This is a genomic window from Actinoplanes italicus (assembly GCF_003001815.1).
Lineage (GTDB): Bacteria > Actinomycetota > Actinomycetes > Mycobacteriales > Micromonosporaceae > Actinoplanes > Actinoplanes italicus.
In genome coordinates, this window is record NZ_PVMZ01000016.1 from 240,705 (window position 1) to 260,630 (window position 19,926).

At 70.1% G+C, this 19,926-nt stretch carries 15 protein-coding genes; 7 read left to right on the forward strand and 8 right to left on the reverse strand.

Going from position 1 to position 19,926, the window contains the following annotated elements:
• Positions 1–2: 2 nt before the first annotated feature.
• Complete coding sequence (locus CLV67_RS33435) at positions 3–392, reverse strand: RidA family protein (RefSeq protein ID WP_106325612.1); 390 nt, start codon at positions 390–392, stop codon at positions 3–5.
• Between the two features lie 58 nt (positions 393–450).
• On the opposite strand from CLV67_RS33435, the gene CLV67_RS33440 reads away from it, so the two are divergent.
• Complete coding sequence (locus tag CLV67_RS33440; RefSeq protein WP_106325614.1) at positions 451–1,053, forward strand: CGNR zinc finger domain-containing protein; 603 nt, start codon at positions 451–453, stop codon at positions 1,051–1,053.
• A 165-nt stretch (positions 1,054–1,218) separates the two neighbouring features.
• Here CLV67_RS33440 and CLV67_RS33445 read toward each other — a convergent pair whose 3' ends face one another.
• Complete coding sequence (locus tag CLV67_RS33445) at positions 1,219–2,832, reverse strand: glycoside hydrolase family 27 protein (protein WP_106325616.1); 1,614 nt, start codon at positions 2,830–2,832, stop codon at positions 1,219–1,221.
• Positions 2,829–4,211, reverse strand: coding sequence for a glycoside hydrolase family 43 protein (locus CLV67_RS33450; protein ID WP_106325618.1), 1,383 nt, complete (start codon positions 4,209–4,211; stop codon positions 2,829–2,831). The genes CLV67_RS33445 and CLV67_RS33450 overlap by 4 nt, the downstream gene beginning before the upstream one ends.
• A 276-nt stretch (positions 4,212–4,487) precedes the next feature.
• On the opposite strand from CLV67_RS33450, the gene CLV67_RS33455 reads away from it, so the two are divergent.
• The 3 genes from CLV67_RS33455 to CLV67_RS33465 are packed head-to-tail and all read left to right on the forward strand — an operon-like array spanning position 4,488 to position 7,954.
• Positions 4,488–5,489, forward strand: coding sequence for an arabinan endo-1,5-alpha-L-arabinosidase (locus CLV67_RS33455; protein WP_239166290.1), 1,002 nt, complete (start codon positions 4,488–4,490; stop codon positions 5,487–5,489).
• Between the two features lie 11 nt (positions 5,490–5,500).
• On the forward strand, positions 5,501–6,961 hold the full coding sequence (locus tag CLV67_RS33460) for a family 43 glycosylhydrolase (RefSeq protein ID WP_106325622.1): 1,461 nt from the start codon (positions 5,501–5,503) through the stop codon (positions 6,959–6,961).
• A gap of 3 nt (positions 6,962–6,964) precedes the next feature.
• Entirely contained in the window at positions 6,965–7,954 is a 990-nt protein-coding gene (locus CLV67_RS33465) for a pectinesterase family protein (RefSeq protein ID WP_239166291.1), read from the forward strand.
• Between the two features lie 52 nt (positions 7,955–8,006).
• On the opposite strand, the gene CLV67_RS33470 is transcribed toward CLV67_RS33465, so the two are convergent.
• From CLV67_RS33470 to CLV67_RS33485, 4 genes are all read right to left on the reverse strand, one after another.
• Positions 8,007–9,404: a family 43 glycosylhydrolase gene (locus CLV67_RS33470; RefSeq protein ID WP_203737065.1), complete on the reverse strand. Its 1,398-nt coding sequence runs from the start codon at positions 9,402–9,404 to the stop codon at positions 8,007–8,009.
• A 60-nt stretch (positions 9,405–9,464) separates the two neighbouring features.
• Positions 9,465–10,820 carry a HAMP domain-containing sensor histidine kinase gene (locus CLV67_RS33475; RefSeq protein WP_146169384.1) on the reverse strand — a complete coding sequence of 452 codons (1,356 nt, stop codon included), beginning with the start codon at positions 10,818–10,820 and terminating at the stop codon, positions 9,465–9,467.
• Positions 10,821–10,885: 65 nt separating this feature from the next.
• The gene (locus CLV67_RS33480) at positions 10,886–13,759 is read right to left on the reverse strand and encodes a M28 family peptidase (RefSeq protein ID WP_106325709.1); all 2,874 of its coding nucleotides are present in this window, start codon (positions 13,757–13,759) and stop codon (positions 10,886–10,888) included.
• Positions 13,760–13,955: 196 nt separating this feature from the next.
• Positions 13,956–14,522, reverse strand: coding sequence for a hypothetical protein (locus CLV67_RS33485; protein WP_146169385.1), 567 nt, complete (start codon positions 14,520–14,522; stop codon positions 13,956–13,958).
• 33 nt (positions 14,523–14,555) lie between these two features.
• Here CLV67_RS33485 and CLV67_RS33490 point away from each other — a divergent pair, with 33 nt between their 5' ends.
• The 3 genes from CLV67_RS33490 to CLV67_RS33500 all read left to right on the forward strand — a co-directional run bounded on the left by CLV67_RS33490 (position 14,556) and on the right by CLV67_RS33500 (position 18,041).
• Positions 14,556–15,245 carry a response regulator transcription factor gene (locus tag CLV67_RS33490; protein ID WP_106325628.1) on the forward strand — a complete coding sequence of 230 codons (690 nt, stop codon included), beginning with the start codon at positions 14,556–14,558 and terminating at the stop codon, positions 15,243–15,245.
• A gap of 68 nt (positions 15,246–15,313) precedes the next feature.
• Positions 15,314–17,614 (forward strand): right-handed parallel beta-helix repeat-containing protein, encoded by a 2,301-nt coding sequence (locus CLV67_RS33495; protein ID WP_106325630.1) that lies wholly within the window; start codon positions 15,314–15,316, stop codon positions 17,612–17,614.
• Between the two features lie 61 nt (positions 17,615–17,675).
• Positions 17,676–18,041 (forward strand): DUF488 domain-containing protein, encoded by a 366-nt coding sequence (locus CLV67_RS33500; protein WP_106325632.1) that lies wholly within the window; start codon positions 17,676–17,678, stop codon positions 18,039–18,041.
• A gap of 253 nt (positions 18,042–18,294) precedes the next feature.
• Here CLV67_RS33500 and CLV67_RS33505 read toward each other — a convergent pair whose 3' ends face one another.
• Positions 18,295–19,839 carry an acyl-CoA dehydrogenase family protein gene (locus CLV67_RS33505; RefSeq protein ID WP_106325634.1) on the reverse strand — a complete coding sequence of 515 codons (1,545 nt, stop codon included), beginning with the start codon at positions 19,837–19,839 and terminating at the stop codon, positions 18,295–18,297.
• Positions 19,840–19,926: the final 87 nt, after the last annotated feature.

The following is a 19,926-nucleotide window of genomic DNA, read 5'->3' on the forward strand; positions in this document are numbered from 1 at the left end:
CGTCAGACGACGGCGGTGGCGTCGATCTCCACCAGGAATCCGGGCCCCAGGCCGGCCACCACGTGAACGGTGATGGCCGGCGGCGGGTCGGCGGGATCCCACACCTGCCGGAAGGCGGCCACCCCCTCGTCGATGGGGTGGCCGTCGACGATCGCGACGGTCCAGTGGACGACGTTCGCCAGGGTCGCGCCCTCGCTCGTCAGGATGGTCTCCAGGTTGCGGAGGGCCTGCAGCGCCTGCTCGCCGACGGTGGGCCCGACGACCTTGCCGTGGGCGTCCACCCCGTTCTGCCCGCCGATGTAGATCGTCTTCGCCGGGTTCTCGACCACGACCGCCTGGCTGAAGGCGGGGTTGCGGTGGAGCCCTTCGGGGTTGATGTGCCGGGTGCTCATCTCGACCTCCCTGTAACCGGTTGAAGTGGTTACCTTCGACACCAGTTATAGTGGTGTCATGCGGGCACACGCAACCGGACGGCGACTCATCGACCCCAGAGGCGGGTCGTTCTGGTTCGACGCGGGCGCCGTCTGCCTCGACTTCGCCCACACCGGCGGCGAGGGCCCCTATGCGGTGTTCGAGTCGCTGCACGAGCCTTCGGACCTCGCCGGCTGGCTGGCCGCGCCGCCGCTGGCCGCCCTCCTGACGGTGCCCGCCACGGCCGCCGACCTCAGCGCGGCCCGAGTCCTCCGCCAGGCGATCTGGGAGACCGCCCACGAGCAGGCGGCGGGCCGGCCACTGGGCGACGCGGCGGTCACGGTCCTCAACCGGGCCGCGGCCGGGCCTCCCCTGGTTCCCGAGCTCACCGGCGACGGCACGACGGCAGGCTGGGCGGCACCGGTGCTGGCCGGTCAGGCGCTGTCGACCCTGGCCCGGGAGATGATCGGCCTGCTCACCGGCCCGCTGTCCGCCCGTTTCCGCGAGTGCGCCGGGGACAACTGCCCGCTCGTGTTCGTCGACTCGTCGCGTCCCGGGGCGCGGCGCTGGTGCGCGATGGAACGCTGCGGCAACCGCCACAAGCTGCGGTCGTTGCGGGCCCGGCAGCGCACCCTGCCCTGAGCATCGCCATACCGCCGCATCCGTGCCGCCGGCCGGCCGCCGCGGGCGCCTGGCGCTTCGGGCTCCCTGCGCCGGGCTACTTCCGGTCGGCGTCAAGGTTCGGCGACGACCCCCGGTGACGTCCGAGACCGGCCGCGGGGACACCGCCCCGCGGCCGGTTCCAGGTCAGGTGCGGCTCCACCTCTGATTGGCAGCGGTGGAGCAGGTCCACAGGATGACCGTGGTGTTGTTGGCGGTGGCAGCCCCGTTGACGTCGAGGCACTTTCCGGACTGGGTGCCGCGGACCGTGCCGTCGGCCTGCAGTGTCCACTGCTGGTTGGCGCCGGTCCCGCAGGTCCAGAGGATCACCCGGGTGCCGTTGGCCGTGCCGTTGTTGTCGGCGTCGAGGCACTTGCCGCCGATGCGGAGTTGCCCGGAGGCGCTGGTGATCACCTGGGTGACGCCGCCGTTGCAGTCCCAGACGACGGCCTGCGCGCCGTCCACGGGTGCGCCGCCGAGCAGGTCCAGGCAGCGGCCGGATCCGGCTCCGCGCAGGCTGAAGGTGTCGGTGGGTGTGGCGGAGCCGGTCCGTATCCGGTACATGACGACACCGTGCGGCGGCACCGTGGCGCTGATCGCCCCGGTGGTGTTGCGGACCGCGCCGGTCCAGACCTCGGACACGTTGAAGGCGCTGCCCGCGGGCATGCCTGCCTCGGTGGCCGTGGTGGCGATCGTGGCGGTGGCGCCGGACCGGTTGAGCAGGGCGACCGCCCCGGATCCGTCGCTGAGGGTCTTGGCCCAGACCTCGGTCTCCCCGTTGTCGCGGACGCGCCGCGCCTGCCGTCCGGCACCGTCCTGGTTGACGGCGAGCACGTCCGGGTCGGTGAGCACGGCCCGTACGTCGGGGGGCATCGTGGTGATGTCGTTCCCGGCGATCAGCGGGGCGGCCATGATCGCCCACATGCTGAAATGGGCCCGGTTCTCGGTCGGTGTGAAGGTGCCGCGGACGCCGACCTCGAGCATGTCCGGATCGTTCCAGTGCTGCGGGCCGGCCCGGGAGTACAGCGGCGCCTGGACATCGAGGATCTCGGTGACGCCCATGAAGCAGTCACCGGTGCAGCCGCTGGTCCACCTGTCGGTGATGTCCTCGGTGGTGCGCCACATGTCCGCGACGGGGCTCCAGTCGTAGGAGGGCCCGGTGTTGGAGTGCGCGCTGTTGGAGTTGATCGAGTAGACGATCGGCCGGCCGGTGGCGCGCAGCGCGTCGCGCATCTTGGAGAATCCAGCGATCTGGTCGTTGAGCGTTCCCCAGGGCGAGCACCAGTCGTACTTGAGGAAGTCGACGCCCCAGGCCGCGAAGATGTTCGCGTCCTGCTGCTCGTGGTTCAGGGCTCCCGTGGCGCCGCCGATGGCGTTGAAGTACTGGGCGCAGGTCTCCTCGCGTGGGGCCTGGTAGATGCCGAACTTGAGTCCCTTGCCGTGGATGTAGTCGCCGAGGGCTTTCATACCCGACGGGAAGCGTACGGGGTCCGAGCGCAGGTTCCCGGCGGCGTCACGCGTGGTCGCCTGCCAGCAGTCGTCCACGACGACGTACTCGTACCCGGCCGCCTTCATCCCGGAGGCGACCATGGCGTCGGCGGCGGCCCGGATCTTGGCCTCGGAGATGTCGCAGCCGAAGGTGTTCCAGCTGTTCCAGCCCAGCGGCGGGCGGACCGCCGGACTGCCCGGCGCGGCCGTGGCCGGCGCCGGCGCGGTGACGACGGCCGCGGCCAGGACCGCGGTGAGCGCGAGGACTCTCATGAGACCCGGAAGGTCGCGTCCTGGCGCTCCGACGCGCCGGTGCCGATCGGGTCGATGCGCAGCACGTAGTTCGAGTGGCGCAGGTAGCGATCGGGCACGTTGTACGAGCGGAACGACGACCAGCCGGCATCGGCAAGGCCCGCGACCTGGGTGAACGTGGCGTCGGCCCGGAACGTGGCGGTGTTGTCGTTCGCGTCGAGGCGGACGGCGTAGTTGCTGTGCCGCAGGTAGCGGCCCGGGAGGTTGACCGACTCGAACGACACACCGGTGCCGGCCAGACCGGCGACCATCCGCCAGAGCTGGTCCTGGTGCGGGTCGAACGGGTAGGCGTCGATCCGGCCGATGTTGCTCGCGTGGCGTACGTACCGGTCCGGGAAGTTGTACGACTTGAGCCGCACCCAGGCCGGCAGTCCCCAGCGGGTGACCAGGCCGTCGTACTCGGCGGCGGTGATGCCGGCGATCGAGCCGTGCTTGGCGTTCAGCGGCGGCGTGAAGTCGCGCTGACCGAGCACGGTCCACGAGTTGGCGCCGACATTGGACGTGCTCCAGGCGTAGTAGTCGTTGTTGACAGGGCTGAACGAGTCGCCCCACAGCCGCCAGCCGCTGCCGGAGTTGTTCTTGATCAGCAGCGGGGCCTCGATGGCGCTGCCCTGCCGCAGCCCGCTGGTGTAGTTGCTGTACGTGTTCGGGTTGCCGCTGGCCGACCGGGCGCCGTAGAGCAGGCCGTCGCTGAGGTTCTTGTAGTACATGTAGAAGGTCGAGCCGTCGGCCACGATGTCGGCGTCCAGCACCGGGTAGCCGGGGCTGAAGTAGACCGAATTCGTGGTGACCGTACGGAAGTCCGACGTGTAGTTGACCATGAACACGTCCTGGCCGTTGTTGGCCGAGTACACGATCGCGTACTGGTTGCGCGACGGCACCCAGAACGCGGTCGGCGCCCAGGTGTGGGTGTTCAGGGTGTGCATCCGGATCCGGCGGTATCCGGTGAAGCTGCGCAGGTCGGTGGAGTCCCAGACGTGCAGGTACTGGTTGTTCTCGGTGAAGATGCGCCCGCGCAGGTCGGTGGCGAGCACGACGAACGTGCCGTCCTGTTTGCGCAGTATGAACGGGTCGCGCAGTCCGAGGGTGCCGGCGGTCGGGGTGGCCACCGGGTTGTTCTGGTTCAGCGGGCGCCAGTTGAGGCCGTCGGTACTGACCGCCAGGTGCAGGGCGTAACTGTCACCGCTCTGGTTCGGCGTCTCCTTGAAGTAGCCGAAGACGTAGGCGGCGTTGGCGGCCAGCGCGGCCGACTGGGTGCCGAGCAGGGTCGCTCCGCCGGTCGCGGTGGTGAGGGCGCCGAGGGCGGTGAGGCGGTGGAAGTCTCTTCGGGACAGCGGCACGGTATCTGCCTTTCGGCGGGGAAGGTTACCGTCATGTTTCGCGAAAAGTGTTATCGCTCACATGGATGCCTGTCAAGACACCGCTTTGCAGCGCGGCAATTTATCGGTGTGCGTCGATTGACACCTCTGCCGAACGAGGGGCACAGTGGGATCCCCCGCGCATCGCCGGGCTCTTCACATCGATGCGATGCGCTGTTAGCGCTAACCCCTACCCGCCCCTGAGTGGAAGGCATCCCCATGTCCCAGTACCGGATTCCCCGTCGAGCGTGGCTCGTCATGCCGGTCGCCGCAGTCATCGCCGCCATGTCGGCAGTGGCGTTGCACGCCGAGGCAGCCGTGCAACCGCCGGCCCAGGCGGCACCCGCCGTGGCCGCGACACCGACCACACCGCCGGCCTCCTACCCCGGCCCGGGCGCCGTCTCCGGCGCCACCGGCACCCACGACCCCACGATGGTCAAGACACCCGGCGGCACGTACATCGTGGCGCAGACCGGGAACAACATCCGGCTGACCACGTCGACCGACCGGACGGCGTTCCGGGAAGCGGGCGCGGCCTTCCCGAACGGGGCGCCGTGGACCACGACCTACACCGGTGGCAGCGCCAACCTGTGGGCGCCCGACATCTCCTACCACAACGGCCAGTACTACCTGTACTACTCGGCTTCCACCTTCGGCTCGAACCGCTCGGCGATCTTCCTGGCCACGAGCCCCACCGGCGCATCCGGCAGCTGGACCAACCGCGGCCTGGTCATCTCGTCCAGCTCGTCGAACAACTACAACGCGATCGACCCCAACCTGATCGTCGACGCCAACGGCCGCTGGTGGCTCAACTTCGGCTCGTTCTGGTCCGGTCTCCAGCAGATCGCGCTGAACCCGTCGACGGGCCTGCGCTCGGACAGCAGCATCCGGCTCATCGCGGGCCGTAACGGCGGGGCGATCGAGGCGCCGCACATGGTCAAGCGGGGCTCCTACTACTACCTGTGGATGTCGTTCGACCGCTGCTGCCAGGGCGCCGCCAGCACGTACCGGATCATGGTCGGCCGTTCGACGAGCCCCAACGGGCCGTTCGTCGACCGCAGCGGCAAGACGCTGAACTCCGGTGGCGGCACCCAGGTGCTCGCCGGGCACGGCAGCATCCACGGTCCCGGCCACAATGCCGTGATCACCGACACCGACGCCGACGTGCTGGTCTACCACTACTACGCGAACAACGGCGCCTCGCGGCTCGGCATCAACCTGCTCGGCTACGACTCGGCCGGCTGGCCGTTCGCGTACTAGGAGGTGCAGACATGAGAAACCGCATCCTGACCGCGGCCGCCACCGTGCTGCTCGCCGCCGTCGGCATCGTCACCGTCACGACCACCGCGGACGCCGCCACGGTCCAGCCCGGCACCCCGTACGTCCTGGTCAACCGCAACAGCGGCAAGGCACTGGACGTCTACAACCTGGCCACCGGCGACGGTGCCGCCATCAACCAGTACACCCGCAACGACGGGGCCTGGCAGCAGTGGAAGTTCCTCGACTCGGGCTCCGGCTGGTACCGGGTGCAGTCGGTGCACAGCGGCAAGGTCCTCGACCTGCCGTCGAGCACCGACGGCATCCAACTGGTCCAGAACGCCGACCGTAACGACGCCCGCCAGCAGTTCCGTCTCGCCGACTCGGCCGGCGGCCACGTCCGCCTGATCAACCGATCCAGCGGCAAGGCCCTCGAGGTCTGGGAGTGGTCGACCGCCGACGGCGCCCGGGTCTCGCAGTACCAGGACCTGGACGGCGCCAACCAGCAGTGGCAGCTCGTTGCGCTGACCACGGCCGCGCGGACGTTCACCAACCCGATCAAGCGGGGCGGCCCGGACCCGTGGCTGCAGCACCACAACGGCTACTACTACCTGGCCACGACCACCTGGAACTCGACCGTCACCATGCGCCGGGCCACCACGCTGGCCGGGCTGGCCAGCGCCGCCGACCAGGTGATCTTCAACCTTGCCGGTCGGGCCAACGGCTGCTGCAACATGTGGGCGCCGGAGTTCCACCTGATCAACGGGCGCTGGTACTTCTACTACACGGCCGGGCAGAACGTGTCCGACTACAACCCCACCCAGCGCCTGCACGTGCTGGAGTCGGCGGGGACCGACCCGATGGGCCCGTACACGTTCAAGGCGGACCTCGGCAACGAGTGGGCCCTGGACGCCAGCGTGCTCAAGGTCGGCAGCAACCTCTACCTGATGGGCACCTACAACGCCGGTGGCTCCTACGGACAGAGCAACTTCATCCAGCGCCTGTCCAACCCGTACACCCTGACCGGCTCCCGGGTCCGGCTGAGCTCGCCGACGCTGTCCTGGGAACGGCAGACCGGCGCCGTCAACGAGGGACCGGAGCCGCTGTACCACGACGGCAAGGTCATGGTCGTCTACTCGGCGTCGGCGTGCTGGGGGCCCGACTACAAGCTCGGGCTGCTCACGCTGACCGGCACCGACCCGCTGAACATGGCGCACTGGACGAAGAAGTCCACACCGGTCTTCCAGCGCAGCGACGCCAACGGCGTGTTCGCCCCCGGCCACAACGGCTTCTTCAAGAGCCCGGACGGCACCGAGGACTGGATCGTCTACCACGCCAACGACTCCGCGGGCGGCGGCTGCGACATGAACCGGTCCACCCGCGCCCAGAGGTTCACCTGGAACAGCGACGGAACACCCAACTTCGGCACGCCGGTACGCCTCGGCGTCACCCTGACCGCACCGTCCGGGGAGTGAGCCGTGATCACCCGCCGCCTGAGCGCCGTCGCCGCCGTCGCCGCGATCTCCGTCCCGCTGTTCGCCGGTAACGCCTCCGCCGCGGCAGCGATCACGGTCGCCGCCGACGGAAGCGGCAACTACCGCACCATCCAGCAGGCGGTCGCGGCCGCCACGACCGGCACGGTCATCACCGTCAAGGCCGGCACCTACCAGGGGCAGGTCAGCATCCCGGCGGCCAAGTCGGGCATCACCATCAAGGGCGCCACCGGCACCTCGACCGACATCGTCATCACCGGGAACACCCCGCAGTCGACCGCCGGGGCGGCCGGTAGCGCCACCGTCCTCAACATGGCGGCGAACACCAGCATCACCGGGGTGACGATCGCCAACACGTACGGCTCAGGAAGTCAGGCACTTGCCCTGTATGCCGGCGGTGACCGGCAGGTCTACCGCAACGTCCGGCTGCTCGGCCGTCAGGACACGTTCCTGTCGTGGGGCGGCACCGGCAGCAGTCAGGTGCGGCAGTACGTCTACAAGAGCTACATCGAGGGTGACGTCGACTTCATCTACGGCAACGGCGCCCTGGTCATCGACAGCACCACGATCAGGTCCCTGGACCGCGGCAGCAGCAACAACGGCTACATCACCGCCGCAGCCACCAACAAGGCGAACAAGTACGGCATCCTGATCACCAGATCGACGCTCACCAGCAGCGCCGCGAGCCAGACGGTGGCCCTCGGGCGCTGCTGGCACGCGGGGGGCTCGGCCGACGCCATCGGTCAGGTCCTGATCCGGGACTCCGCTCTCGGTGGCCACATCCGGCAGGCCGGGGCGTGGCAGGACATGAGCGGCTTCTCCTGGAAGACCTGCCGGTTCAGCGAGTACAACAACACCGGAGCCGGAGCCACCGGTGGCACCGCCGACCGGCCACGGATGAGTGCCGCGACGGCGGCCGACCACACCGCGCAGAAGTATCTGGCCGGCAGCGACGGCTGGAACCCGGTCCAGTAGTCACGGCACCCGCTCCCGGCCCTCGGACGAGGACCGGGAGCGGGGGTCGGGATCAGAGGGTCGGCACGACCGGCTGGATGGTGCCGTCGGCGTTGAACCGCAGCGGGTCGATGGTGGTCTCGCGGTTGGTGCCGTTGCCGGCCGGGATCGCGAACCGGTGGTAGGCGATGTACCAGGTGTCGCTGTCCGGGGCCTTCACGACCGACTGGTGCGCCGGGCCCTTGATGCCGAGGCCCAGGTTCTTGGACAGGATCGTGCCGCGGTGGGTCCACGGGCCGAGCGGTGAGGTGCTGGTGGAGTACTCGACGTGGTAGTTCTCCGAGCCGGTGTCGTCCACCGAGTACGTCATGTAGTAGGTGCTGCCGCGCTTGAACACGAACGGCGCCTCGCGGAAGTTCGGCAGGCTCAACGTACGGACCTGGGCCGTGTCGTACGAGATCATGTCGGTGTTGAGCGGCACCACGTAGGCGTAGCCGTTGCCCCAGTAGAGGTAGGCCTTCCCGTCGGTGTCGACGAACGAGTGCGGGTCGATCATCTGGCCGCTGCGGAACCCGGCCGGCACGAGCGGGCGGCCGAGCGGATCGGTGAACGGCCCGGTCGGGCTGGTGGAGGTGGCCACGCCGATGTTGGTGGCGCCGCTGAAGTAGAAGTAGTAGCGGCTGTTGCGGTACGCGATGGTCGGCGCCCAGGCGCGGTCGGCGGCCCAGTCGATCTGGGTGGCCAGGTCCAGGATGGTGCCGTGGTCGGTCCAGTTCACCAGGTCGGCCGAGGAGAACGCCTTGAACCGGCTGCCGGACCAGCCGTTGTAGCCGTCGGTGGTGGGGTAGATGTAATAGCGGCCGTTGAGGTAGGCGATGTTCGGATCGGCGTACAGGCCCTTGAGGATCGGGCTGCGGCGCCCGGCCACCCACGGCGTGGTCACGCGCCACGAGCTGTCGGCGGCGAAGGTGCCGGCGTTGGTGGTCGACGGGTCGATCCAGATCTGGTTGTCACGGTGCCGGAGGAACCGTCCGGGGTAGTTGAACGACTCCAGGCGTACGGATCCGCTGACCGAGCCGTCGCGGACGCAGAAGGTGGCGTCGGCCAGGAATGTCGCGGTGCCGGCGTTGGTCTCGAGCCGGACCCGGTAGTCGCGGTGCCGCAGCCACATGCCGTTGGCGGCCTGGAACGACACGCATCCGGCGCCACCGGCGAGGCCGGGCGTGACGGTGAAGGTGGCGTCGCTCTTGACCTGGGCCGAGCTGCTCGACGTGACCGCCGCGATGCCGCCGAGATAGTCGGCGTGCCGCAGGTAGGAGCCGGAGACGTTGACCGATTGCAGCGACCGAGCACCGGTGGGGATCTCGGCCGCGTTTGCCGGCTGCGCGTTGTGAGCGGTAACCACGGCGGCGGCGAGCACGACCGTCGCGGCCCGGGCGACCGTTCTACGGCCGGTTGGGGACAGGGGCATGGGTGCACTCCTCGGGGGCGGAATGATTGCCAGGAGTGTTATCGCTCACATAGATAGGTGTCAAGAGCGCGCGTGGGAGCCGCCGAGACGTCGCCACCAGCGGCGGCCCGGTGACGTCATTGGCGGAGTGTCGTCGGAGACGACACCGAGGGTGAGGCCGACCCGTGCGCCGCCCCATTCGTTACGGCTCACCGTGAACGCGCCACCGGTGTCGGCGGCGAGCCGCTGGGCGATGTCCAGGCCGAGGCCGGTGGAGTCGGCGTTGCTCACCCCGCGGGCCAGCGCCGCCTCGGGGTCGGCGAAACCGGGCCCGGCGTCGTCGACGATCACGGTCGCGGACCCCGCGTCGCGGGTGACGGTGACCCGGCAGGCGGCGTCCTCGCCCGTGTGGAGGAAGACGTTGCCGAGCAGCACGTCGAGGGCCTCGGTGACCCGAGACCAGGCGGCCGGGACGATGATCCCGTCCGGTGGCGGGTCGGCCTGCCACGGCCTGCCCTGGTCCTCGGCGAGGGCGCCCCAGAACCCGGTACGGTCGGCGACGACCGCGCCGAGGTCGCAGTGCAGGCGGGGCCGGGCGGCCAGCGGACGGCTCGCCTCGCTGATCACCGCGCTGATCTCGTGTTCCAGGCGGTCGACCACGCGCAGCTGACGGTCCCGGTCGTCGCCGGGCGGCAGGGCGTCGGTGTTGAGCCGCAGCGCGGTCAGCGGCACGCGCAGCCGGTGGGACAGGTTCGCGGCCAGGGCCCGTTCCTTGGCGAGCAGCTCCAGGAACCGGTCGGCCAGCAGGTTGAGGGCGGTGCCGACCTCCTCGATCTCGCGGGGGCCGCTGGGCCGGACGCGGGCGTGCAGCTGCCCGCCACCGAGACTCGTCGCGGTCCGGGCAAGATCACGGATCGAGCGTACGATCCGGGCGGCCAGCCGGTCGGCGAGGAACATGCAGAGCCCGACCAGCACGATCGCCTCGGCCACCAGGACCAGCACCGCCGTGCCGACGCCGGCGGTCAGCGAGGTGGCCGGCACGAACACCTCGATGACGGCGATCAGGTCCTGCGGCAGCGCGACCGGCCGCAGGTAGACCCGGCCGCCGTCGATGCCGATCGTGCCGGCGGTCTGCCGCTGCCGTACCCGCTCGACCGCGTCCCCGGGCGCCCGGCTCACGCCGACGGTGCCGAGCGCGGGCAGGTGGGCGGCGAGCTCGCCGTGCTGGCCGGCCCGGGTGCTCATGATCGAGTTGAGGACCAGTTCGCGGTCGTCGGCGACCACCACGACGGCGGAGAGGCCGAGCGCCTGGCGTTCTGCCTCGCGCATCGCACGGTCCTGCACGGCGCTGTGCACCAGCAGGGCCAGCGGGATCACGAACGCCAGCGCCACCAGCGTGGTGACGGCGAGGGCGACCAGAACGTAGCTGCGTCTCATGGGACCGCCGACCATAGCCGTGCCGGGCGGGCTCCACCAAGGGAGCCCGCCCGGCAGGTGCCCCCTCAGAAGGTCAGCGCCCAGGTGTCGAGCGTTCCGGTGTCCCCGGTGTAGAGGTCACGGACCCGCAGCTTCCAGGTGCCGGAGGCCTGCTCGGCGGACACGTCGACGGTCTGGCTGAGCTTGACGTCGTCGGCGCTGTCGAACCGGCTGGACTTCTTGAGCTGGTACGCGGTGCCGTCCGGGGCGATCAGGTGGATCTCGAGGTCACCGCGGAAGCCGTGCCGGATGGTGGCCTCGACCTTGAGCGCGGCCGGCGCCTGGCCGGAGCGCTGGACGGTGATCGGCGACTCGATCGCGGAGCGGTCCTTGATCGCGAAGTCGGCGCCGTTCTCGACCCGGGTGGACGCCGGCCCGGCGGGGGCCTTCACCCCGGTCAGGGCCCACGCGGCGTGCGCGGCCACGTCGGCGTGCGTGTCGAGGGCGTCGTGGTCGACGTTGGCCGCGCCGTCACAGGCCTTGTGGTAGCAGGGGTCGAACGGCTTGCCGGCCTCGCCGTCCCACTTGGCGGCCTGCGCCTGGCTCATCGACGGGGCCAGGCTCAGGGTGGCGGTGCCGCCGGTCGGGATGCCGGCCGCCATGAACGAGGCGTGGTCGGAGCGGCCGTTGAGGTCGGTGCTCTCCGGCTGGATGCCCTCGGCCGCGAATCCGGCCTTCAGCGCCGCGGCTATGGCCGTACCCCGGGTGTCGTCGCCATAGAGGAAATAACCCGGATTGGGTGATCCGATCATGTCGAAGTTGAGGTATGCGGTGACCTTCGCGCGCTCGGCGCTGCTGAGCGAGGCGACGTAGGCCTTGGAGCCGATCAGACCGGCCTCCTCGGCGCCCCACCAGCCGAACCGGATGCCCTTGTCACCCTGCGCGCCGGACGCGGCGTAGGCGAGGGCGACCTCGAGGATCCCGGCCGAGCCGGTCGCGTTGTCGTTCATTCCGGGGCCCTGGTTGACACTGTCCAGGTGCGCCCCGAGCATGACGACCCGGTTCGGGTCGCCACGCCCGGGCAGATCGGCGATCAGGTTGTAACCCGTCCTGCCGGCGTGGGTGAACTGCTGGACGCGAGTGGTGTAACCGGCCGCGTCCAGGCGCTGCTTGAGGTGGTCGAGCGAAGCCTTGTAACCGGTGGTGCCGTGCGCCCGGTTGCCGTTGTTGGCCTGCGCGATCCGGGCGAACTCGCCGAGGTCGGAGCGCAGGGCGGCGGCGTCGATGTCGACGCTCGCCACCGGAGTGGTCGGAGCGGTCGTGGTGCTGGGCGCGGTCGGGCTCGGTGAACCGGCCGGGGCGGACGGCGTCGGCGAGGTCGGCGGCGCCGGGGTGGTGATCGTGGGCGTCGGCTGCGGCGCGGTCACCGTGCAGGTCGGGTCGCCGGAGGAGGGCACGCTCACGGCGTCCCAGGCGGCCTTGATCACGTTGAACTCGGTGCAGCTGCCCGGGTGCAGCTCGCGGGCCGCCTCCAGGGTCGCCTTGCGGGCCTTGGTGTACGTCCAGCCGGAGGTCTTGCGCAGCAGCGCGTGGTAGAAGATCTCGCCGGCCGGCCACAGGCCGATGCCGGTGACCTTGGTGCCGTTGCAGGTGGCGCTGGCCGGCTTGCCGGCCGGGGCGGAACCCTCGCTGGCCAGGTAGAACCAGTGGTTGAGCGGCCCGGCGGCCGAGTGCACCTCGGTGGTCGGGATCGCCGAGGAGAAGCAGTTCGGGTCGCCGACGGCCGACGGGGTGTGCATGTTGCGGATCGGGCCGCGGCCGGAGAGGTTGACCTCCTCGCCGACCAGGAAGTCGGCCGGGTCGTTCGGGTTCGCGGCGAAGTGCTCGGCCAGGGTGCCGAAGATATCGCCGGTCGCCTCGTTCAGGCCACCGGTCTCGTTGGTGGTGCCGCGGCTGCCGCCGGGGGTGTGGCAGAAGACGCCGTGACCGAGCTCGTGGGCGACGACGTCGACCGAGTTGACCTGCCGTGCGCCGTCGCTGGTCCGGCCGTACTTCGTCTGGTCACGGTTCGCGTCGCCCGTACCGGCGCAGCTGTAGAAAGCGTTGACGTCGGTCAGGCCGACGAACATGGAGGCGGTGCCGCCCTTGCCGTCGATGCCGTTGCGGTTGAACTTCGCCTTGAGCATGTCCCACATGACGCCGCCGGCGTACTGGGTGTCGACGCCGCCGGTCGTCAGGTCGCTGCCGGTGCCGTTGCCCCACTTGTCGTCGGCGTCGGTGAGGATCTGGCCGGTACGGTCGTTGAGCGTCCGCATGCCGCCGCGCGACGGGTCGCGCATCTCGAACCCGCCGGACCCGGCCGTGGTGCCGATGGTGACCTGACCGCCGTAGTGGCCCTGCCCGGTGCCACCGGTGATCTCGTCCCACGATCCCGCGTATTTCCCGGTCCGCGCGTCGACGTAGGCGTGCGCCCGGCTCGCCTCGGCGCCCGGCTCGCTCTCGATGACGACCTCCCACACCAGGCGGTCCCTGCCGTCGCTCGCGATGACGCCCAGTTTCGGTTCTCCGGCGACGTCGCCCGGGTGGATCAGCAGCGAGACCTTCTCCGCCTTGGCGGCGGTGACCTTCGGGGTGGTCGCCACCTCGACGTCACCGCTGGTGGTGCCACTCTTCACGGTGCCCTTGCCGTCGGTCACCACGACCACGTCGCCGCCGACGAAAACCGGAAGATTCTTGTACGTACGCGAGTAACTGACGTAGTTGAGGCCGCGTGCCGTGGTGGTCACCGACTGGCGGGTGTACTTGGCGTCCGGGTCCTTGACGAACCCCGTGGACGTGCCGGTCACGTACTGGTCGGCGGCGGCCGCGGAGCTGACCGCCCCGCCGTCGGAGAAGTCGGGCTCCGGGATCTCGCCGACACCCGAGTAGCCGGCGGTGTACGCCGCGCCCAGGCCGAGCATGACCAGTGTGGCGCTGCTCAACGCGGTGACGCGCAGCGCCCTTCTGCTGCGGGAACGCCTCACTGACGATCCTTCCAAGGCTGTTGTCGATCTCTGTGTGCCGTGGGAGTCTCGCCGCGCTTGCCTTAAGGGCACCGGAAGGATTGCTATCGGCCCGGTAACGACATGCCGACGCCGGTCGATGCGCTGGGTGGTGTCAGAATCCGTAGTCCTCGATGACCTGCGCCGCCGGGCCGCCGCTCCAGTAGGCGGTGATGACCGACGTGTGACCCGGCCCGGTCAGTCGCGCCACGATCGCCGTGTCACTGCGCCGAGCCGCGGAGGCCACATATCCGGACCGCGGCTCGGCGTCGACGATGTCCACCCGGGTCGACGAGTAGGCCACGATGATCGCCCCGCCGTCGGCGGTCACCCGATACCGCGGCCGGTTGTCCTGGGTGGGTGACGGGCTCGGCGCCACGCTGGCCGGTGCGGCGGTCGTGGGCGTGGCGGACGGTCGACCGGCCGTACGACTGGGGGCGGGTCTTTTCGAAGGTCTGGCCTTGGACGGGCTCGCCGAAGGGCTCGGTGGCGCCGTGGTGGGCGGGAGGGTCTCGTCGAGCCCGAAGCGGATCTCGGTGTAGCGCCGGTTGACGTCGATCGCCACGGGCGGCTCGTCGGTGAGCGCGGGAGCCACACCGAGCCGCACCCCGAACCAGGAGACGGTGACCGCCGTGACCGTCACAGCGAGCCATCCAGCGAGATATCTCCAGCTCCGGCGCATCGGCACATCATGCATCACCGATACGCTGACGCAATGCCCAATGTCCTGGTGATCGAGGACGACGTCGACGTCCGTGACGCAATCGGCCGATTACTCACCGCTACCGGCCACGAGGTCCGTCTGTGTGCCACGGCCCTCGACGGGCTGCGTGAGGTGGCCGCGCGCCCGCCGGACATCGTGGTGCTCGACCTGGGACTTCCCGATCTCGACGGCGCGGCCGTGCTGAGCCGGATCCGGGCCACCTCGCACGTGCCGATCGTGGTGGCGACCGCCCGGGAGGCGGAGAGCGAGATGATCCGGCTGCTGCGGGCCGGGGCCGACGACTACGTGGTCAAGCCGTACTCCGCCGAGCAGATCGAGGCGCGGATCGCGGCCATGCTGCGCCGGGGCCGCGGCGGTGCGCCGGCCGGGCTGACCGTCGGCGGGCTCACGCTCGACCCGATGGCGCGCACGGCCTCGCTCGACGGGACTCCCCTGCAGCTGTCGCGGCTCGAGTTCGACCTGCTCGCGTACCTGATGGAGAGGGCCGGAAAGGTGGTCACCCGGCGGCAGCTGCTGACCGACGTGTGGCCCACCGAGAGCCGATCGATGGAGACCGTCGACGTGCACGTGACCTGGCTGCGGCGCAAGCTCGGCGAGCGGGCCGCGCAGCCCCGCTACCTGCACACCGTCCGTGGTGTGGGTATCCGTCTGTCCGCGCCGGAGCAGCCACTGAACGGCTGAGGCAGGCCGGGGATGTGCGATTTACAGTAATTTTTCGCAACTCATCCCCCTCACAGTACGGATCGTGAATGCGCCTGTCCCCTCGCCGTATCGCTACGACGACCGCATGCCTTTCTGCTGTCCTCGCCGGCACAGCCCTCCCCGCCTCCGCCGCCGGCGCGGCCGAAGCTCCGGCATACTCGCTGGCGTCGACCCGCGGATTCACCGCGCTCACGGCCGCCGACTGTGCGGCCGACGCGAACTGCGTGCTCGCGCCCGCCCCGCGCGGTGGCACCCTCGACGACCACGCCGCGCTCACCCAGGCGATCGCCACGGCCGCGGGCCGGACCGTCCCGGCCGTGATGGCGGCTGACGGCGTCACCGTGGTCACACCCGCCAGGACCGCCACGGTGCTGCTGACGAGCGGTACCTACCGGGTCACGCGCGGACTGAAGCTGCCGCCGAACGTCAACCTGCGCGGCGCGGGCATCGGGGCCACCACGATCCTGATGGACCCGACCCTCAACTGGCGCAACTTCTCGTACAGCTACCTGATCCTGCCGGACGGCGCCAAACAGGCCGGCAGTACCAACCTGGTCGCCGACCTGACCGTCAACGGCAACTGCCGTACCGGCGCCGGGGCCTTCGACGACGCCACCATGCCCGGCCGGCCCGGCCAGGCGTGCGACTTCAAGGACGCGCTCGGCGCGCACGGCAACACCGGCGGCGGCATCTCGGCGGGCGACCGCTGGACCGTCCAGCAGGTGCGTTTCACCAACTTCGAGTACTTCAAGATGTGGGTCAACGAGACCACCGGCGTACGGGTCGTCGACAATCGGTTCGACAACCGCGGCGGCGCCGAGTCCGACGGCGAGGACAACATCGGCGGCGGCGGGCGCAACACCGACACCGTGATCGAGGACAACCAGTACGACGCCACGATCAACGGCAACGCCTTCGACTTCACCAACGCCAAGGACACCACGGTCCGAAACAATGTGGTGATCACCAGCCCTGCCGTCGCGGCGGCCCGCGGCGTCCCCGAGTACGGCAACATGTACTTCGAGGCCGTCTACGGTGGATCGGCCACCGGCAACCACCTGCAGGGTTCGCACATCGTGCTCAAGTCGAACTCCGACTACGCGCACTCCGGGGCCAACCGCGACGTCACCGAGCCGCGCGGCATCCTCGTCGCCGGCAACACGATCCGTGACTCGTACACCGTCGGCATCGCCGTCGCGTACGACGACTACCTCGACGCGGACGGCACCGCGGGCACGGTCGGCGGCTGGGACACCTTCAGCACCAGCACGACCGATCATGTCGTCCGGCCCGGCGGCGCCAACGTCATCCGCGACAACGTGATCGAACGTCCGAGGCAGTCGGGCATCCTGGTGTACGGCAGCACGGCCGCCAAGAGCAGCCCGGACACCATCACCGGCAACCGCGTCGTCAACGCCGGCACGGGCGGATCGGCGTCGTACAACACCGGCGCCGGGTTCTTCGACACCAGCGGCATCGGCCTGTCGGTCGGCAGCAACGACGTCATCCGGGACAACACCGTCATCGACGACCAGGCGCAACCCACGACCTGGTTCGGTGTGCACCTCGGCGCCCGCAAGACGACCACGAAGCCGATGTACGTGTCGGCCGGCGGCAACACCTCCACCGGCGTGATCGGCGGACCGCTGCGTACCGTCGCCCTGGCCCCCGAGGCGCCGACTGGCCTCACCGCCGCCGGGTCGAACCTGACCTGGCAGGAGTCCTACGTCACCACCAACCCGGTCGCCGGGTACCGGGTGTACCGCAACGGCCTGCAGGTCGCGGATCTGCCGGTCGGCAGCGCCGTGATCCCCGGCAACCTGATCGGCGCGGACACCGCGTGGACCGTCACCGGATCGTCCAGCAAGGTCGCCAAGGTGACCACGGGCCCCGGATCGTTGCAGCTCACCGCCCTGAAGGACGGGCAGATCAGCACGTCGAGCAGCGCGGTGGCGGCCACGGCCGGCACCACGTACACGTCGGTCGCGAGCTTCCAGGCGCTCGGCGCCGGCCGTCAGGTCCGGGCCGGTCTGGCCTTCACCGACGCCACCGGCAAGGTCAGCCGCCTCGGCAGCGCCAATGTCGCCACCGTCGACGGCGCCACCGGCTGGATGACCAGCTCGTACTCCGCGGTGGCGCCGGCCGGCACGGTCAGCGTCCAGGCGTTCCTCATGGTCGAGAAGACCGTCACCGGCGAATCGCACCTGATCGACCGGATGGGCCTGGTCACCGGCGCGACCACCGAGCAGTGGACGGCACCTGCGGCTCTCTCCGGCACCTACCAGGTCGTCGCCTACCGGGCCGGTGACGGCGAGCTCTCCCCCGTCACCGAGATCCGCGTTCCCTGACGCGTCCGCTTCCCCGGCCATGACCACTCGTGGCCGGGGAAGCGCCCGTTAACATGCGGTCATGGCGTTCCAGGTGAAGCGGGTCCACGACGACGCCGACCCGGCCGACGGGTACCGGATCCTGGTGGACCGGCTCTGGCCGCGTGGCGTCTCCAAGGAGCGGGCCGCGCTCGACGAGTGGGCCAAGGACGCCGCTCCGAGCACCGGGCTGCGCCAGTGGTTCCACGCACACCCCGACGAGTTCGCCGAGTTCAGCCGGCGCTATCGGGCCGAGCTCGACGCCAACCCGGAGGCGGTCGCCGCGCTCCGGCAGCGGCTGACCGACCACGGGACGGTCACCCTGCTCCACAGCGTGCGCGACGCCACCGACAACCACGCCCGGGTCCTGGCCGAGTACGCGACGTCCCACCCCGACATGCTGTCCTGAGCTGCGGTCATCGCCCCGGCCGCGTGGTGATCTGCGGCGCGTATGTGGGTGCAGGTCACCACACAGCCGGGCGTCACGGCTCGCGTGGTGATCTGCGGCGCGCCTGTGGGCGCAGGTCACCACACAGCCGGGCGTCACGGCTCGCGTGGTGATCTGCGGCGCGAACTGGCCCAGGAGATCCGGTGCCGGTCAGGGCCGGACGAACACGTCTTCGCGCCTGGTGACCCAACCGTCCGCACCGGCGTGGGGTTGCTCATCGCAGCAGCGGATCGGTGCGCCACTCCTCGCCGGGCCAGCGTCGCTGGTCGACGTCACCGATGAGGTCGGCGTAGCCGGCGACGTGGTCGGCGAACTCGGCCATGCCGGGCAGGTGGCGGCGCGGGGCCCGCAGCGCGTTACGAAGCCGCTGCCGCAGCTGGTCCTCGGCCCACATGGCGGTGTAGCCATGCATCGCCGACCGGTGCTCGACCTCGCTCGTGACCATCGTGAGCAGGGCCCAGCACGCGAGTTCGCCGACGACGGCGGCGTGGACGTGCTGGGCGGCGGCGTCGTCGGGCGGGTTGGCGCCGACCTGCTCGACCTGGTCGACGAGCTTGAGCACCGGTGCGGCCGGCCCGGCCCGGTCTATCAGTCGCGTGAACTCGCCGGGGTTCCGGATGAACGTACTGCCCAGGTAGACCGAGATCGCCTCGGTGGAGCCCTCGAAGATCCGGAACAGCCGGTAGTCGCGGAAGTGCTGGCCGACGGTGCTGGTGTCGAGGAAGCCCCGGGCGGCCAGCACCTGAAGGGCCGTGTCGATGGCACTCCAGCCGAGTTCGCAGCCGAGGATCTTGGCGCAGAAATACCAGGCCTCGGGTACGTCCTCGCCCGCGTCGCGCCATGCCGCGATCCGTGAGATCAGCGTCTGCACGGCGAGGATGCCGGCGCCCGCCTCGGCCAGCACCTCCCGGATCCGGCCGTTCTCGGCGAGTGGGCCGGTGGCCACCTCGCGTCCCCTGGTGAACCGCTGGGCCAGCTCGAGCGAACGCATCGCCGCCCCGGTCGCCATCGCGGCGAGCACCACACGCCCGCCCATGAACGCCGCCTTGGCCGTGACGAGTCCGCCCCCTTCCGCTCCCAGCAGAGCGGATCCGGGCACCCGCATGTCACGGAACGTCAGGTCGTACTGCGGCACCGCGCGCAGGCCCAGGGTCAGCATCTCCGGTCCGATCCCGAAGCCGGGGGTGCGGTTGTCCACCAGGAAGGCGGTGATGCCCAGACGCCGGCCACTCTCGTCCCGGAGCCGGGCGAAGACGTTGACGTATCGGGCGTCCCCACCCAGGGAGATCCACTTCTTGGCGCCGTTGATCGTGTAGGAGCCGTCCGGGTGCATGGTGGCGCTGGTGCTCATGGCACGGAGGTGGGAGCCGATCCCCGGCTCGCTGATCGCACTGGTGGTCAGCGCCCGCCCCGTGACGAGGCGGGGCAGCACGTCACGTTTGACCTGCTCGGAGGCGGAATGCATGATCGGCGCGAGGCCCAGGGTGTTGTGCACCCCGCAGAAGACGCCGAGGTTGGCGTCGATCGCGCCGAGCTGGGTGAACACCGTGTTCATGTCGGCGTGCGACAGCGCCTGCCCGCCGTACTCCCGGGGCACCTGCAGTCCCAGCAGGCCGGCCTCGGCGAAGTCCGAGACCGCCGCCGGGGGCAGCGAACGGCGTTCGTCCATCAGCCGGGAGTTGAGGAAGTTCTGAGCGTACTCACGCAGGAAAGCCAGCATCCGCGCCGTCGGTGAGGTCTTCGGCCGGTCGGTGTCCATGACAAGCTCCCTGTGTGGACTTCCGACCCATCGCACGAGACGGATTAAGTCCATCAGTGTTAGTTCGTCAGATTCCGACCGAACCCT

Bases quoted from the DNA above. Each gene is read 5' to 3' on its own strand.
- CLV67_RS33470 (WP_203737065.1), bottom strand. From the start codon at position 9,404: ATGCCCCTGTCCCCAACCGGCCGTAGAACGGTCGCCCGGGCCGCGACG.
- CLV67_RS33500 (WP_106325632.1), top strand. From the start codon at position 17,676: ATGGCGTTCCAGGTGAAGCGGGTCCACGACGACGCCGACCCGGCCGAC.
- CLV67_RS33495 (WP_106325630.1), top strand. From the start codon at position 15,314: ATGCGCCTGTCCCCTCGCCGTATCGCTACGACGACCGCATGCCTTTCT.
- CLV67_RS33480 (WP_106325709.1), bottom strand. From the start codon at position 13,759: ATGCTCGGCCTGGGCGCGGCGTACACCGCCGGCTACTCGGGTGTCGGC.
- CLV67_RS33445 (WP_106325616.1), bottom strand. From the start codon at position 2,832: ATGAGAGTCCTCGCGCTCACCGCGGTCCTGGCCGCGGCCGTCGTCACC.
- CLV67_RS33505 (WP_106325634.1), bottom strand. From the start codon at position 19,839: ATGGACACCGACCGGCCGAAGACCTCACCGACGGCGCGGATGCTGGCT.
- CLV67_RS33435 (WP_106325612.1), bottom strand. From the start codon at position 392: ATGAGCACCCGGCACATCAACCCCGAAGGGCTCCACCGCAACCCCGCC.
- CLV67_RS33460 (WP_106325622.1), top strand. From the start codon at position 5,501: ATGAGAAACCGCATCCTGACCGCGGCCGCCACCGTGCTGCTCGCCGCC.
- CLV67_RS33440 (WP_106325614.1), top strand. From the start codon at position 451: ATGCGGGCACACGCAACCGGACGGCGACTCATCGACCCCAGAGGCGGG.
- CLV67_RS33475 (WP_146169384.1), bottom strand. From the start codon at position 10,820: ATGAGACGCAGCTACGTTCTGGTCGCCCTCGCCGTCACCACGCTGGTG.
- CLV67_RS33490 (WP_106325628.1), top strand. From the start codon at position 14,556: ATGCCCAATGTCCTGGTGATCGAGGACGACGTCGACGTCCGTGACGCA.
- CLV67_RS33455 (WP_239166290.1), top strand. From the start codon at position 4,488: ATGCCGGTCGCCGCAGTCATCGCCGCCATGTCGGCAGTGGCGTTGCAC.
- CLV67_RS33485 (WP_146169385.1), bottom strand. From the start codon at position 14,522: ATGCGCCGGAGCTGGAGATATCTCGCTGGATGGCTCGCTGTGACGGTC.